Here is a 15,643-nt window from a genome sequence, read left to right as displayed (position 1 = left end):
CAGTCGTCTCGAATTCGATTCTTCGATTCTTTTTGCGGACTCACATCGGAAGCACGCTGATTCCGACAGCAACCAGCACACCCGTTCCGAGTAACACCATCACGCAGTAGCCCATGATGTCCCGAACCGACAGGCCACTGATGGAAAGCAGCGGGATTGCCCAGAAGGGCTGAATCATATTGGTCCACGCGTCACCCCACGCGGCGGCCATTGCGACCCGCGGAATCGACGTTCCGGATGCTTTCGCGGCGGTGACGAGCGTCTCGCCGATGACCGCCCATTCGCCGCCTCCTGACGGGACGAAGAAGTTCACGAGACCGGCCGTGAGGAACGCAATCACCGGCAGCGCCCCCTCGGGTGAGACAGCGACCATCCCTTGTGCGATTTGCGTCGCCAGACTGACCGACTCGCCCGGCGCGTAGGCCATGATACCCATGATACCTGCGTAGAAAGGAAACTGGAGGATGATGCCCCAGACGTTTTCGACCGCCTCGATGATGGACTCGACGTAGGCTTTGGGCGTCCCGTGGAGCGTCAGTCCGAGGAAGAGAAACGCGAAGTTGACGATGTTCAGGTTGAGGTTGTTCCACGGCATCGTCCCGTTCGCAACTCCCTCGACGAAGTAGAGGCCGACCGCGACCAATCCGGCGAGACCGATACTGACCGCGACGACTGTCGAGTGTTCGATGCGCGTCGCGAGCGTCGTGTCGGCACCGAGCGTCGCCGACGCGGTAGAACCGCCATCGGCCGCCGCATCCAACTCCTCGGGGTCGATGGGTGTCTTCTTCGCATCCGACTTGGGGTACATCAGCGCGAAGAGCGCGGGCAGAAAGAGAAAGCCGACCGTGACGACGAGGACGAGGTTGGCGAGGGTGAATATCGTCCCACCTGTCCCGAACGTCGAACTGAGAACGCCCGCTTCGATGAGGAAGTTCCCGTCGGTGTTCAACAGGAGCGGAATCGACCCTGCCAGACCGCCGTGCCAGACGACGAACCCGGCGTAGGCTCCCGCGACGACGATTGGAAAGTCGATGGTGCGGACTTCGGCCGCAATCTTCCGGGCGAACAGGGCACCGACGACGAGCCCGAGGCCCCAGTGGACGAACGACGCCGCGGCAGCCACGACGGGAACCATCGCGGCGGCACCGCGCTCGGAGTTCGGAATCCGCGCCAGTCTGGTCAACAGTGCATCGACGTACCGAGTTTGTGCGAGCGCATACCCGGTCATCAAGATGAGCGTCATCTGCATCCCGAACGAAAGCAGGTTCCAGAAGCCGCCGTACCACCCGTCGATGAGGAGGTTCTGGGCGTGGCCAACCACTCCGGCCCCTTCCGCCGGGGTGACGTAGACTATCGCCAGCGCGTACGCAACGCCCGTCAGGATGATTGCGAACAGAAACGCGTCGGGCAGGTACCGCTCGACGAGCTTCGAACTACTCTCTGCTGCTGACCTGATAACATTCGACATGGTACAGAATACTTCATGAATAAATGCCACATAATGTTTTACATTCTAACCAGTCCCGTACTGGTGGAAACCCAGATTTCGGGTCACCTCGGAAGAGCCCTTCATCGGAGGGCGTCACAGACCACCTGCCGAACTCGCCGCCGCCGATGGGTACAAACCCGAAACGGACGTACCCCCAACACATGTCCGACCTCCTCGATACGCTCCGCGACGACCACGAGACACCGCTTTCCCGTCTCGGCTCTTCGAAAGCTCTCTACGCCGTCACCGGCGGCGAGATGGAGGGTGATGCAGTTCGCGCCGCGGCCGCCGCCGAGGCAGACGCCGCCGCCGAACTGTTCGACTGGTGGGCGTCCGACGAACCGAACGACGAGGCCGCCGCGCTCTTTTCGGACCTCGCCGACACCGCCCGCGAACACGCCGACACCGTGGACTTCGAACCGGCGGAGAACGCGCCAAACGTCTACGACGTACTTTCCGAGTTTGAGTCGACCGACGGCCGCCTCGGTGGCGCGCTCGCCCGCGCGCTCGTCTCGCTGAAGACCGTCGAGCAGATGGTCGGCTTCTTCGTCGGCGATGCGGACCCGATGACTGCGAGCACGTTCCGGACGCTCAAGTCCGACCTCAACGACCAACTCGACACCATCGGGGACGCTATCGACAACCTTGCTGAGGACGAGGCTGTCACCCGCGAGGCCGCTGACGCAGTTATCGAAGCTGCCTACGACGAGTACGTCGAGACGTTGGAGGGAATGGGAATCAAGCCGAAGAACGTCTGTTAAACTCCTCCCCCTTTTTCTTCGTCGGATTTCCTCGGCCAGCTTCGCTGGCCTGTGGGAAGCCTCCTCGAAAAAGCTGGCCGTTCAGCCAGAACGCAGAGCGTTCTGGCAACAAAAAAGACCGCGACGAGGCTGGAGGCCGAGTCGAGGTACAATATTCTTGTAGTGTCAGTCGGTCACCCTACCGACCCTCGATTGTCGGTCTGGTGGCAAGAACGAGAAACGCGACCTAACCACTCCGCTATCGAACCCACTATCGCCCGAAAAACCACTGCTTGCCGGTCTTAGTTGCTTACGCAATTCCCCGTGTCAACCGTTCTCGTTCCAGTTGAAACGAAGGGGTCTGTCTGCCGAGCGTCAGACGCTCGGTACGTCTTTGTGGTGTCTCAGACGCCCGGTACGTCTTTGCGGTATTCGAGGACTTCCTGTCGGGCCTCGCGCACCGTCTCAGCAACGTCGCCGTCGAGTTCCTCTGCGAGGTCGTGGAGCGTGGTCATGTGGCGGGCGAGGCGGCCGTGGTCCGGTCCCTGGTCGCGCGTGGCGAGTTTCGCCAGTTGGTCGGACTGCTCGTAGAGTTGTTCCTGCACGTCGCCGTCGGTCGCTTCGGCCGCCTCTTTGAGCAACTTGCTTGCTCGTTCGAGTTCTTCTCGTGTCATATCGTTAGTGTACGGCCTATCGTGGGAAAACGATTCCCACGGTGACAAGCACCGCCTCGCTCAAGTACGCCGCACACCAACGTCGGTGCAATGAGTGAGTCTGGTCCCCTGTCCGCCGACAGACCTGAAGCAGAGCGCGAATTCCGCGTTGATGCGCCCTTCGACCCGGCGGGCGACCAACCCGAGGCTATCGAGGCGTTGGCCCGCGGATTCCGCGAGGGTGCCGACGTACAGACCCTCCTCGGCGTCACCGGTTCCGGCAAAACGAACACCGTGTCGTGGGTCGTAGAAGAGATACAGAAACCGACGCTCGTCCTCGCCCACAACAAGACGCTCGCCGCCCAGTTGTACGAGGAGTTCAAGACGCTGTTTCCCGACAACGCGGTGGAGTACTTCGTCTCGTACTACGACTACTACCAACCCGAGGCGTACATCGAACAGACCGATACCTACATCGACAAGGACATGTCGATAAACGAGGAAATCGACCGCCTGCGCCACTCGGCGACCCGGTCGCTTCTCACCCGCGACGATGTCATCGTCGTCGCATCCGTCTCGGCCATCTACGGACTCGGTGACCCGAAGAACTACACCGACATGGCCCTCCGCCTCGAAGTCGGCGAGCAAATCGACCGCGACGAACTCCTGCGGCAACTTGTCGACCTGAACTACGAGCGCAACGACGTGGACTTCCGACAGGGGACGTTTCGCGTCCGCGGCGACACCGTCGAAGTCTACCCAATGTACGGCCGCTACGCCGTCCGCATCGAGTTCTGGGGCGACGAAATCGACCGCATGCTCAAACTCGACCCGCTGGAAGGCGAGGTCAAGTCCTCCGAACCGGCGGTACTCGTCCACCCGGCAGAGCACTACTCGATTCCCGAAGACCAACTGGAGGGTGCCATCTCGGAAATCGAGGAGTTGATGGAAGACCGCGTGAAGTTCTTCCAGCGACAAGGGGACCTCGTGGCCGCCCAGCGCATCGAAGAGCGCACCACCTTCGATATCGAGATGCTGCGCGAGACGGGCCACTGTTCCGGCATCGAGAACTACTCGGTCCACCTCTCTGACCGCGAACCGGGTGATGCACCCTACACGCTCCTCGATTACTTCCCGGACGACTTCCTCACCGTCGTGGACGAGTCGCACGTCACACTCCCGCAAATCAAGGGTCAGTACGCCGGCGACAAGTCCCGAAAGGACTCGCTGGTCGAAAACGGCTTCCGCCTCCCGACGGCCTACGACAACCGCCCGCTGACGTTCGAGGAGTTCGAAGAGAAAATCGGCCACGCACTGTTCGTCTCCGCAACGCCCGGTGACTACGAGCGCGAGCATTCCGAGCAAATCGTCGAGCAAATTGTTCGCCCGACGCACCTCGTTGACCCGAAGGTCGAAGTCACCGAAGCGACCGGACAGGTCGACGACCTGATGGCCCGCATCGACGAGCGCATCGACCGCGAAGAGCGCGTCCTCGTCACCACGCTCACGAAGCGGATGGCCGAAGACCTCACCGAGTACCTCGAAGAGGCCGGGGTTGACGTGGCGTACATGCACGACGAAACCGACACGCTCGAACGCCACGAACTCATTCGCTCGCTTCGCCTCGGCGACATCGACGTCCTCGTCGGCATCAACCTCCTCCGCGAAGGGCTGGACATCCCCGAAGTCTCGCTCGTCGCCATCCTCGACGCCGACCAGCAAGGTTTCCTGCGCTCTGAAACCACGCTCGTCCAGACGATGGGTCGGGCCGCCCGCAACGTCAACGGCGAAGTCGTCCTCTACGCCGACGAGATGACCGACGCGATGGAGTCGGCCATCTCCGAGACGCAACGTCGCCGCCGCATCCAGCAAGAGTTCAACGAAGAACACGGCCACACACCCACGACCATCGACAAGGAAGTCGGCGAGACGAACCTTCCGGGAAGCAAGACCGACACCCGCGGCATCACCGGCGACGGCCCCGAGGACGAAGAGGAAGCCCGAGAGCAGATTGCCTTCCTCGAAGACCGGATGCAGGAGGCCGCAGACAACCTCGAATTCGAACTGGCGGCCGACATCCGCGACCGGATTCAAAACCTCCGCCGCGAGTTCGACCTTCAGTCGCTCGACGACGGTATTGAACCCGAAGTACCCGACGACGACAGTCTCGCGCCCCCGGACGAGTTCTGACGTGGCCGCCGACAGTCTCGGCGACGAGGTTGACGCTCGCGCGTGGTTCGACTCTCCCGCCGCGCTCACCCGACTGACCTCCGAGAACGAGCGCGAACTCGTTCGACAACCCCTCCTCGACTGAGACAGACTGTGGGTTGAAGCATACGTTGCCACCGTTTCGACGCGCGTCGGTGTGGGGACTGTACCCAAAACCTGTAGAGTCATGAAGACTTATTAACCCGACTTCGCTATGCCACTTCCACCGTGACCCGCTACTCGGCGGACGAGCCCGCAGGACACGACGTACACCACCTCTTCCCCAAAGGAGGCATCACGTAGATGCCCCCGACAGCAACACATCGGTCGTTCGATGTATCGAGGGACGACCCAACGTCGGCAGCCCCGGCGTGTGGGTCGGCCGCTCCTTCGGACACGGTGGTCGGTCGCACATGGTGCGATGACTCCGCTGACGATTCGGCATACGGCTCACTTCTATCGCGTTACTGCCTCCGAGCAGGCGCGAATCACACTGCGTACTGAACGTCAACGAGAACCATGAGCTCTCAGTCCTACAGTCGCGTCCAGAAGTCGTTCCTGAAGTATCAACACATTCTCGTGTTCATCGCACCACTGCTGTTCCTCACCACCGTGTTCACCATCGCGCCGACTCCGGCCGATGCTGGCATGGACTACTGGCTTCAGTACTGGTGGCTGTTCCCGGCGTTCCTCACCGGTGCGACCATCGTGAACACGGTCGGAATCAGCGGGTCAGCCCTGTTTGTCCCGTTTCTCATCTTCATCTTCCCCATCTTCGCACAGCCACTCGAACCTGCAACGTTGGTGAAGGTGGGTCTCATCAGTGAGGCGTTCGGCCTGTCGAGTTCGGCCATCGCGTTCATCCAGTACGGACTCGTCGACCGGCGACTCGCGCTCACCCTCGTCGCTGGGTCCGTCCCGTTCGTCGTCGGGGGCGCACTCCTCTCGTTCATTATCCCGGAAGTCGTCTTCCACGCGCTTCTCGGAATCGCGCTCCTCGCGGCGTCGTACCTGCTTTTCAACACCGACCTCAGTCACGAGGAACCCGGTTCCAGTTCCAGTTTGGACCATGCTGCCGCCACCGACGGCGGTACCGTTACCGACCTCCCGAACGACCCCGGTAAACTCGGTCCTGCGGGCGTCCGGACGGCTGACGACGGTACTGTCACCCGCGTCGACCGGGAGGGCGACGACTACCGATACACTCGCGGTGGCTACCTCCGTCGCTTCGCCAACTACAGCATCGGCGGCACCTTCCAGGGGCTCGCCGGATTCGGCGTCGGCGAACTCGGCATCATCTCGATGCTCAGCACGAAAGTTCCCGTCCGCGTCGCTATCGGTACGAACCACATCGTGGTCGCGCTGACTGCCATTCTGGCGTCGCTCGTCCACGTCTTCGGTGGCGGACTTGTCGGTGGTCACTCGCTTTCGCTCGCGAGCACGCCGTGGAACATGGTCGTCTTCACCGTCCCCGCGACGGTCCTCGGCGGCCAAATCGCCCCCTACGTGTCGAACGCGCTCGAAACGGACACCATCAAGAACTTCGTCGGCGTCCTCTTCGCAGTCATCTCGCTGGCGCTGTTCTTGATGGCCGCCGGGTTCTAACCGCCCCGAACACCTAGCATTTCACACACGAACACGCTTCCAACGAACGTGGAACCACCTCCCTCCACTAACTACCTCCATCCCAGCTTTCGACACATGTACGACCACATCCTCCTGCCGACCGACGGAAGCGACGCATCGAACGCTGCAATCGAACACGCGGCCTCACTCGCCGAGGAGACGGGGGCGACGGTTCACGTCCTCTCTGTCGCCGACTCCCGCAATCGATTCGAAAGCCCGTCGGGTGGTATCGCTCCCGACGTGTGGCGAGAATCCGAACTCGACCGTGCGGAGCGGGCCGTCGATTCGGCGGCGGCCGCGCTCCCCGTCGAGGTACAGGTCGAGAGAGTCGTCGAGGAGGGCAATCCCCAGTCGGTCATCACCGACTACGCGGCGGACGCCGACATCGACGTACTCGTGATGGGCACCCACGGTCGAACTGGACTCGACCACTACCTCATCGGGAGCGTCGCCGAGCGCGTCGTCAGAACGTCTCCCGTGCCGGTGCTGACAGTCCGAGCAGATGAAGAGAAGTAACCCTCCGGACCGCGCCAACGAAGAATAGCGAACTGCTATCGCTCGTTCGCCGTCTCGACCCCGCCGTCTTCGATTTCGATGTCGACGGCGTCCACCGAGATGTCGGCCGTCTTGTCCAGTTTGAGGTCGCCGAGAATCTCCTCGATATCGTCCAACCCGAGCAACTGTCGCGTCTCCTCGTCGAACTCCAGACTGTCGAGGCCCGCTGCCTGCTGTATATCGGACCCAGTTAGGCCCTTGCCGTAGCGGCCGAGCAGCGACGTGAGTTCTTGCGGGAGGACGTAGGTCGTCGACGGCGAGGTGCCGATGTTCGCCAGCGACTCCAGCCCCTTGTCGATGATGGCGCGCTCGCCCATCGATTCGGCGGCGCGAGCACGGAGGACCGTCGAGATAGCGTTACCCTGCGCTTCGAGAATTTGTGACTGCTTTTCACCTTGCGCGCGGATGATGTTCGACGCCTTGTCACCTTCGGCCTTCTCGATGGCAGAGCGGCGCTCACCTTGCGCTTCGAGAATCATGGCACGGCGGCGACGCTCGGCGGCCGTCTGTTGCTCCATCGCGCTTTCGACATCTGCCGAGGGTTTCACCTCGCGGACTTCGACGGACTCGACGCGGACGCCCCACTCGTCGGTGGGTTCGTCGAGTTCCTCCTGAATCCGGGCGTTGATGTGGTCGCGCCGGGCCAACGTGTCGTCGAGTTCCATGTCACCCAGCGCCGCCCGGAGCGTCGTCTGCGCGAGCAGCGAGACGGCCCGGCGGTAGTGGTCGACTTCGAGGAACGCGCGCTCGGGGTCCATCACGCGGATGTAGACGACGGCGTCCGCGGTCACCGGGGAGTTGTCCTCGGTGATTGCTTCCTGCGTCGGCACGTCCATCGTCTGGGTCCGCATGTCGAAGCGGTAGGTCTTCGAGATGAACGGCGGGATGATGTTCAGCCCCGGTTCGAGGATACCCTGGTACTTCCCGAAGACGGTGAGCGTCCGCTTTTCGTACGCCTGCACGATTTCGACTGCGTCGTACACCGCCGCGATGGCGAGCGCGAGGACGACGTAGCCGACGAGCGTCAGCGGCGTAACGGGGAAGGCAACGACGGCGACACCGAACGCGAGCACCGCAACTGCGAGGGGACCGACCCAACGCGGGACGCGGGGCGGGCCGCTTTCGACTCTCGTCGCCGCGGATGACGACGACGCGGAGCGCTTCCCGAGTTGGTAGAGCAGGCTGTCCATGCGAACTTGTAGCACCGGCGGCGACAAAAGCTACCCGCCTCTGGGGTCGAAGTCGACGTGTGGCTCCTCACAGCGGTCACACCCGCGGGCTGCCTCGGTGTCTCGTCTGCTCACGACGGCCACCAAGTATTTGTTCTCGACTAGCCGAAAACCAGCCCATGCCATCTGACCGAGGCGGTCTCGAAGTGAATACGTTGCTGAAAGTGGTGCTTGTCCTCGTCGTCATCTGGCTGGCACTCGAAATCGTCGGGGAGATACTCGGACTGTTCACCGTTCTTCTCGGCCCGCTTCAGCCGATTCTCGGACTCGTCATCATTCTCGTCATCGTCCTCTGGCTTCTCGACCGAATCTAAGAGAACAGCGAGAGTTCCACGCCAGCTGTTGTTATCGATTAAATATCACTTCTTACCAGATGTCGACATCCATTTGTATCTTTCATGTGAAATTCGGCCGTGCACAGTCTGAACGTCCCGGTTCCGGGTCAGGTTGCTCGGGTCGCGTCCGACCTCTTTCCCTATCTCGCGCCGTTCGACCGGGTCCGCGACCGACACACGCTGGTCTGCAAGCGCTTCGAAGAATCTGATTTCGACCGCTTGCGGGCACAACTCCACGAGTCGCTTCGGGGTGCGCCCGCATTCGAAGCCCGCGTCACAGGCGTCGACTACTTCGAGCAACCGCCTCGCGGCAGTGCGCCCGTCGTCTATCTCGCCGTCGAGAGCCCGGGACTCGTCTCACTACACGAACAGCTCGTCGACGAGTTCGGGGCTATCGACGGACTCGAAGGCGACAACTACGTTCCGCACGTCACGCTCGCTCGCGGCGGTTCGCTCGCCGACGCACGGATGCTGGCGGGCCACGACATCGACCCCGTCGAGTGGACCGTCTCACAACTCGACCTCTATGACGCCGAGTTCCGCGAGACGGCCGCCTCGCTCACGCTTCCAGTCTGAAACGGGACTCTTGTGAGACTACTCGCGGGCGTGGAGTCGCATCCCAATTGGTTCCTGCGGGTGCATCGTCAGCGACCCGCGGAGCGAGAACGGACTGTCCCGGATGTAGTCGAGTTCGTACCGTTGAGCGACCGTTCCCAGTATCAAGCGCCCTTCGAGCAGCGACAGGTGCTTTCCGATACAGTGGCGCGGTCCGCCGCCGAAGGGAAAGTACGCGAAACTCGGTCGGTCGGCCACTCGTTCGGGCTTCCAGCGGTCCGGGTCGAATTCGAGCGGGTTGTCCCACCAGCGCTCCGAGCGGTGGACGACCCACTGCGGGAGCATGATGGCCGACCCCGCCGGAACGCGGTAGCCTCCGAGTCGCACGTCGACTTTGGGCTCGCGGAACATCACGTACACCGGCGGATACAGGCGCATCGCCTCGTTCAGGACGCGTTCTGTGTACTCTAACTGCCGAACATCCTCGAACGTGGGGGTTCGGCCGCCGAGTACGTCGTCTACTTCTTGATGCAGTTTGGCCTCTGCCTCGGGATGCTTTGAGAGTAGGTACCACGCGTAGGTGAGTGTCAGTGCCGTGGTGTCGTGGCCCGCCAGAAGCATCGTCATCAGTTCGTCGCGGAGGTTCTTGTCGGTCTGTTCGCCCCGGTCGTAGGCGCGAAGCAGAATCGAAAGCAGGTCCATCGGTTCGTCCCCGAGTGACGTGTCGTCCGCAACCGACGACGCCGGACCGGGGCCGTACTCGGTGCCGCGGCGCTCGTCGACGATATCCCAGATGATGTCTTCGAGCACCGACAGCGCTTCTTTGTACTCGCGGTTTTCTCTGGTCGGCAGCCAATCCGGCGTGAGGAAGCGAATCGGGTCGGGTTCGAACCGTGCACCTAGCGGTTCGAGATGTTCCTGCACCCGCCGAATTCGCTCGTCGTCGAGGTCGGTGCCGAACATCGCGTCCACGATTATCTCGACGGTCAACCGGGTCATCTCCAACTGGACGTCGACCACATCGCCGTCGTGCCAGTCGGCCAGCATCGACTCGGTGCGGTCGGTCATCATCCCCGCCATCGTCGAGATGCGGCGCACGTCGAACGCCGGTTGGGCGAGTTGGCGCTGCGTTTTCCACGTCTCCCCTTCGCTCATCAACAGGCCGTCACCGAGCAAGTCGCCGATGGCGCGGTCTTGAAACTGCGGCTTTTGGAACTTCAGCGCCTCGCTCACCAACACGCGCTCGATGTCGCGGGGATTCGTGAGCATGTAGGTGTCCAGCGGGCCGAGTTCGAAGTGAATCACGTCGCCGTAGGCGTCGGCCACCGCCGTCAGGAAACTGAACGGGTCGCGGGCGTACTGCCGACTCGCTCCGAACAGCGGGACGCCCTTCGGTCCGGGAGGGGTCGCACTCATCGGGTATGTGTTGGTTCGAAGAGGTAAGAATTACACGGCGGTCGTCAGTCGTGAGCGTTCTCCGCTACGGCCGCGGCGGGTCGCCGTCGTAGGCGTCGTGGTCGTTGTAGAAGTTGAGCATCGCGAACTTGAGTTTCTCCGGGGTGATGTCGACCATCTCCGCCCGCTCTTCGACCGGGAACGACCCGCGAACGCCGTATTTCCCCATCGACGAACTCTCACGGGTGTAGCGCTTGTCGGCGAGAATGCGCACCCCGTAGTCGTCCGGTGCGCGGATGACCCGCCCGAGCGCCTGCCGCGTCTTTCGGATGGTTGGAATCTCCACAGCGTATCGCCACCCTGCGTCTCGCTTCCCGCGGTAGATGCGGTCGTAGGCGTCTTGTACCGCTTCCATCCGCTCGGAGAGGTGCGGGTACGGAACGCCCACCACGAGCACCGTTCGCGCGTCGTCGCCGTCGAAACTCACGCCCTCCGCGAGCGTTCCCCACAGCGACGTGAGAAGGACAGCGTCGTCGTGACCGACGAACTCCTGCCGTGCCTCTTCGGCGCGGACGCCGGGTTCGTCGAGGAAGAGCGTATGGTCGACTTGCGGATTCGCGCGCAACCGCTCGTGGTACCGCTCGGCCTCCGAGTACGACGGGAAGAACACGAGCGTGTTCCCCGGCGTGAACCGGGCGGTGTCGATAAGCAACTGCTCGATAGTCTCCTGTGTGCCCGTGTCGTCGCGCTCCGACGAGAACAGCGCGGGCAACGAGACGGCGAACGTCCGCCGGTTCTCCTCGGGGTATTCGAGGCCGTAGGCCATCGTCACCGGGTCGTCGAGGCCGAGTGTCTCTTCTGTCACGTCGAATGGCCGGAGCGTCGCCGACATCAGGATGCTCGCGTGGACCTCTTCGAACAGTTCGCTCGTCACGTCGTGCGGGATGCAGGTGTAGAGTTCTGCGCGGCCGTAGATTTCGTCGGTGCCGCCGTCGCGCCGCACCGAGAGCATGGGATGGCGGCCGAGTTCGCCGCCCATCTCCATCCAGTCGGCGATGAAGTTCGCCGCCTGGAGGGTCTGACACTCCTTGCGCGTGGTCGCGTCGCCGTTTTTGTACTCTTCTTCGTACTGCTCGTCGAGGCGCTTGCCCAACTGCAACGCGAGTTCGACCTCCACGTCGATGCCGCGGCCCTCGTACGACTGGAGGAACGTGAGCGTCAGGTCGTCGCGGCGGTTCTGGTTGGCGATAGAGAGGTCGTACCAGTTCTCGCCGACCTGCTCGCGCTCGCCGAAGCCGAACGCTTCCTCGTAGCTCTCCCGAAGGGTATCGAGGAAGGTCCCGATGACGTTCCGGGCGCTCTCGGCCCGCGAGTCCTCGACGCCTTCCAACTCGTTCATCGCGCTCTCTAAGGTGTTCTCGGTGAGCGCGCGACTCGCGTGGTCACGGGCGGCCCCCTCGATGTTGTGCGCCTCGTCGAACACCGTGATGATGTCGTCGGGTTCGCGGTCTAACCACCGGAAGAACTGCTCGCGAATCATCGGGTCGAGCAGGTGGTGGTAGTTACAGACCACGAGGTCGATACCCTCCATGCCTTCTTTCAGCAACTCGTAGCCGCAGAGGTTCTGTTTGCCCGCGTACTCGAAAATCTCGTCTGGCGTCCGCACGTCGTCGAACAACCACTGGAAAAACTCGTCTGTGTTCCGCGTGAGGTTGTTGTAGTAGTGGTCGCAGTAGTTGCCCTCCTGCAACTGGTCTAACTCCTCGTCGAGGCGGTCGAGTTCGTCGGTGACGGCGCTTCGCGCGTCGGCGGCGTTCGAGTCGCCCTCGCGCATCTGGTCTAAAAGGAGGTCGGCCTGCTCCGAAAGCTCGGATTTGTCCGACTCCTTTTCGACGATGCTCCGGGTGGTGTCGCGGAGGGTCTGGCACTCCTGAAAGCCCACGTCGATGTGGCACATCGAGGATTTCCCGCGAAACACCACCGCCCGAATCGGCTCGGTTCGCGTTATCTGCCGGGCGTCCGCGACGAACTGGCGCATCTGCTGGTGGACGTTCGTCGTGATGACGACCGTCTTGTCGTGTTCGCGGGCGTACTGGAGGGCGGGCACGAGCGCCGAGATGGTCTTTCCCGTCCCGGTCGCGCCTTCGAGGAGGACGTTCCGCTCCTCGTCGAGCGCGTCGGCGATTCCCGATATCGCCGCCTCCTGATTCGGATACGGCTCGTCGTAGGGGAAGAATCGCCACGTCCTCCCGGCGTCGGCCTCGTCGCGGGAGTCGTCTGCGTGGGACACGACCGATTCTCGGTCGCCATCGGGTTAAAAACCTCGGAGCGACACCCCCTGTGGACGGTTCTGGGCACCCGATGGGCAACGGGCTCACCGTGGGTAGACAATTGTTAACCTGCATCGAAGCGTAGCGGACCTAGCGCTCGATACGAAGTCACATCGAGTTGGGCGCAACGACTGGAGCAGCCAATGGCCTCAACGACCCCAATGGAAACGGTCTCGTCAGCGGATGGAACGCCGATTGCGTACGAACGAGGTGGAAGCGGGCCACCACTCGTGCTCGTCCACGGGACGACCGCTGACCACACGCGGTGGGACCCCCTCCGTTCTGCCTTCGAGGAACACTTTACGGTGTACGCAATCGACAGACGTGGCCGCGGCGAGAGCGGCGACACCGACGAGTATGCACCAGAACGGGAGTTCGAGGACGTCGCTGCCGTCGTCGATTCTATCGACGAATCAGCCGTTCTGCTCGGGCACTCCTTTGGCGGCCTCTGCTCACTGGAGGCGGCCCTGCGAACCGACAATCTGCGCAAACTCGTCCTGTACGAAGCGCCAGTACCGGTCAGCGACCGCGACCCCGACACTGAGGACGTTCTCGACGAGATGGAAGCTCTCATGGACGACGGTGAGAACGAGCAAGCGCTCGTACGCTTCTTCCGCGGGGTTGTCGATTCGTCCTCCACAGAACTCGACGCCTACCGGTCGGCCCCGGACTGGCAGGCCCGAGTGGATGCTGTGCATACCGTCCTCCGGGAGGAACGAGCGCGCAAGGAGTACGAGTTCGATGCCGAGCGGTTCGCAGGACTCACCACCCCAACATTGCTGTTGTCCGGAAGCGAGAGCCACCCGTTTCTCAAAGACTCGACAGACGTGCTCAACGACACACTCCCGAACAGCTGGATTGTGACTCTCGATGGACACGGACACGCCGCGATGAATACCGCACCGGAACTCTTCATCGACGAAGTGCTCGCGTTCGTCCACGAATCGAACTAACGGACTCTGTTCGTTCTTTCAGGACCGAAACAGAGCCATCCTACTTAATCGTACCCCCGCGTTGCGGCCGCGGTACCCGTCCGAGGGAGCATTTTGTGACCCTCTCGTGAACGTGCGGCTACATGGTAGACACAGCCACCTCACGAACCGAATCGACACTGGACGCGAACTGGCAAGCGGGCGTCGTCGCCGGCGCAGTCGCCGCCGTCGTCATGGGCGCGATGATGCTGGTGCAAATGCGACCTGTCCTCGAAGTCGCCATCCCGTCGATGTACACGCTCATGGGTGGGACAGCCGGGTTTACCATCCACGTCGCCCACGGCGCGATTCTCGGTGTCGCCTTCGCGGGCCTCGCTGGCGTCGTCGATATCGACTCGACGCCGAAGTCACTCGGTCTCGGCGTCGGCTATGGTGTCGTTCTCTGGGTCGTCCTCGCCGTTCTTGTGATGCCCGTCTGGCTCAGTGCTGTTGGGTCGCCCGCGAACCCGCCGCTGCCGAACGTGAGCACGACGAGCCTCATGGGTCACGTCGTCTACGGTGCCGTCCTCGGACTGGCGTACCCCGCAATCGAGAAGACGCTCTAAGTCGGCCGTCGTCGCAGCCCGTTTTCAAAAACAGTTCGTCCCGGCGACCGGCCGGGCTACTCCGCTTCCAGCAACTCGACGATGAGGCCCTTCTGGGCGTGCAGGCGGTTCTCCGCTTGCTCCCAGACGAGCGACTGCTCGCCTTCGAGCACGTCACCGGTAATCTCCTCGCCGCGGTGGGCGGGCAGGCAGTGCATGACCTGCGTGTCGCTTCCGGCGAGTAAGTCGCCATTCACTTGGAAGCCCTCGAACGCCTGGAGCTTCTCGTGGCGCTGGTCTTCCTGTCCCATCGAAATCCACACGTCGGTGTAGACCACGTCGGCCCCGTCGATGGCTTCTTCGGGGTCCGTCGTGACCGTCGGTGCTTCTCCGAGTTCAGCGGCGCGCTCCATGACCTCGTCGTCCATCGCGTAACCGGGTGGCGTCGCCACCGTGAGGTCGATACCGGCCATGGCACATCCGAGGACGAACGACTGGCCGACGTTGTTGCCGTCGCCGACCCACGCCGCCTGCACCTCGTCGAACGCGCCGACGTGTTCGCGGATGGTGAGCAGGTCGGCGAGCGTCTGGCAGGGGTGGGCGTCGTCGGTCAGGCCGTTGATGACCGGTGCCGTGGAGTGTTCGGCGATTTCCAGCAGGTCCTCATGGTCGAACAGGCGCGCCATGATGGCGTCGCCGTAGCGACCCAGTACGCGGGCCGTATCCGAGAGCGGTTCGCCGTGGCCGAGTTGGATGTCTTCGGGGCCGAGAAAGAGCGCGTGACCACCCAGTTGGGTCATACCGGTCTCGAAGGAGACACGAGTGCGCGTACTCGGTTTTTCGAAGAGCATCGCCAGCGTCGCTCGGGGCAGTCGCGTCTCGTCGTCGCCGGCCTTGATGGCGGCGGCGCGGGTGAGAACGCGGTCTAACTCCGATGCGCTGATGTCGTCGATGTCGATGAAGTGTGTCGTTTCGAGCATTGTGTCGTAATCGTGTCTCCTGTTGAGTCGGT

The 15,643-nt window shown here is 62.6% G+C and carries 15 protein-coding genes; 9 read left to right on the top strand and 6 right to left on the bottom strand.

Annotated features, from left to right (window positions below):
* Window positions 1-40: 40 nt before the first annotated feature.
* A complete protein-coding gene (locus ACH9L7_RS13030; protein ID WP_396611127.1) occupies window positions 41-1,468 on the bottom strand; it encodes a short-chain fatty acid transporter in 1,428 nt (475 codons plus the stop codon).
* 182 nt (window positions 1,469-1,650) lie between these two features.
* Here ACH9L7_RS13030 and ACH9L7_RS13025 point away from each other — a divergent pair, with 182 nt between their 5' ends.
* Window positions 1,651-2,250: a transcription antitermination protein gene (locus tag ACH9L7_RS13025; RefSeq protein ID WP_396611126.1), complete on the top strand. Its 600-nt coding sequence runs from the start codon at window positions 1,651-1,653 to the stop codon at window positions 2,248-2,250.
* 383 nt (window positions 2,251-2,633) lie between these two features.
* On the opposite strand, the gene ACH9L7_RS13020 is transcribed toward ACH9L7_RS13025, so the two are convergent.
* On the bottom strand, window positions 2,634-2,903 hold the full coding sequence (locus ACH9L7_RS13020; RefSeq protein WP_396611125.1) for a hypothetical protein: 270 nt from the start codon (window positions 2,901-2,903) through the stop codon (window positions 2,634-2,636).
* Between the two features lie 90 nt (window positions 2,904-2,993).
* On the opposite strand from ACH9L7_RS13020, the gene uvrB reads away from it, so the two are divergent.
* The 4 genes from uvrB (at window position 2,994) to ACH9L7_RS13000 (ending at window position 7,232) form a co-directional block, all read left to right on the top strand.
* Entirely contained in the window at window positions 2,994-5,072 is a 2,079-nt protein-coding gene (gene uvrB / locus ACH9L7_RS13015) for an excinuclease ABC subunit UvrB (RefSeq protein ID WP_396611124.1), read from the top strand.
* A 1-nt stretch (window position 5,073) separates the two neighbouring features.
* The gene (locus ACH9L7_RS13010; protein ID WP_396611123.1) at window positions 5,074-5,196 is read left to right on the top strand and encodes a hypothetical protein; all 123 of its coding nucleotides are present in this window, start codon (window positions 5,074-5,076) and stop codon (window positions 5,194-5,196) included.
* 413 nt (window positions 5,197-5,609) lie between these two features.
* Window positions 5,610-6,695, top strand: coding sequence for a sulfite exporter TauE/SafE family protein (locus tag ACH9L7_RS13005; RefSeq protein ID WP_396611122.1), 1,086 nt, complete (start codon window positions 5,610-5,612; stop codon window positions 6,693-6,695).
* Between the two features lie 96 nt (window positions 6,696-6,791).
* The gene (locus tag ACH9L7_RS13000) at window positions 6,792-7,232 is read left to right on the top strand and encodes a universal stress protein (protein WP_396611121.1); all 441 of its coding nucleotides are present in this window, start codon (window positions 6,792-6,794) and stop codon (window positions 7,230-7,232) included.
* A gap of 35 nt (window positions 7,233-7,267) precedes the next feature.
* On the opposite strand, the gene ACH9L7_RS12995 is transcribed toward ACH9L7_RS13000, so the two are convergent.
* Entirely contained in the window at window positions 7,268-8,461 is a 1,194-nt protein-coding gene (locus tag ACH9L7_RS12995) for an SPFH domain-containing protein (RefSeq protein WP_396611120.1), read from the bottom strand.
* A gap of 158 nt (window positions 8,462-8,619) precedes the next feature.
* Between ACH9L7_RS12995 and ACH9L7_RS12990 the strand changes: the two genes are divergently transcribed.
* Both ACH9L7_RS12990 and ACH9L7_RS12985 read left to right on the top strand, forming a co-directional pair.
* Complete coding sequence (locus ACH9L7_RS12990) at window positions 8,620-8,814, top strand: hypothetical protein (protein WP_396611119.1); 195 nt, start codon at window positions 8,620-8,622, stop codon at window positions 8,812-8,814.
* Between the two features lie 99 nt (window positions 8,815-8,913).
* A complete protein-coding gene (locus ACH9L7_RS12985) occupies window positions 8,914-9,411 on the top strand; it encodes a 2'-5' RNA ligase family protein (protein ID WP_396611118.1) in 498 nt (165 codons plus the stop codon).
* Between the two features lie 18 nt (window positions 9,412-9,429).
* Here ACH9L7_RS12985 and ACH9L7_RS12980 read toward each other — a convergent pair whose 3' ends face one another.
* The gene (locus tag ACH9L7_RS12980) at window positions 9,430-10,806 is read right to left on the bottom strand and encodes a cytochrome P450 (protein WP_396611117.1); all 1,377 of its coding nucleotides are present in this window, start codon (window positions 10,804-10,806) and stop codon (window positions 9,430-9,432) included.
* Window positions 10,807-10,870: 64 nt separating this feature from the next.
* A complete protein-coding gene (locus ACH9L7_RS12975; protein ID WP_396611116.1) occupies window positions 10,871-13,075 on the bottom strand; it encodes an ATP-dependent DNA helicase in 2,205 nt (734 codons plus the stop codon).
* A 183-nt stretch (window positions 13,076-13,258) separates the two neighbouring features.
* On the opposite strand from ACH9L7_RS12975, the gene ACH9L7_RS12970 reads away from it, so the two are divergent.
* On the top strand, window positions 13,259-14,068 hold the full coding sequence (locus ACH9L7_RS12970) for an alpha/beta fold hydrolase (protein ID WP_396611115.1): 810 nt from the start codon (window positions 13,259-13,261) through the stop codon (window positions 14,066-14,068).
* A 122-nt stretch (window positions 14,069-14,190) separates the two neighbouring features.
* Window positions 14,191-14,652, top strand: a complete 462-nt coding sequence (locus ACH9L7_RS12965; RefSeq protein WP_396611114.1) for a DUF6789 family protein — start codon at window positions 14,191-14,193, stop codon at window positions 14,650-14,652.
* Window positions 14,653-14,708: 56 nt separating this feature from the next.
* On the opposite strand, the gene argF is transcribed toward ACH9L7_RS12965, so the two are convergent.
* Window positions 14,709-15,611: an ornithine carbamoyltransferase gene (gene argF / locus ACH9L7_RS12960; RefSeq protein ID WP_396611113.1), complete on the bottom strand. Its 903-nt coding sequence runs from the start codon at window positions 15,609-15,611 to the stop codon at window positions 14,709-14,711.
* Window positions 15,612-15,643 lie beyond the last annotated feature (32 nt).

This window comes from Haloferax sp. S1W, assembly GCF_044593955.1.
Lineage (GTDB): Archaea > Halobacteriota > Halobacteria > Halobacteriales > Haloferacaceae > Haloferax.
Note: the sequence above shows the minus strand (reverse complement) of the source record. Positions and strands in the feature narration are given on the sequence as shown.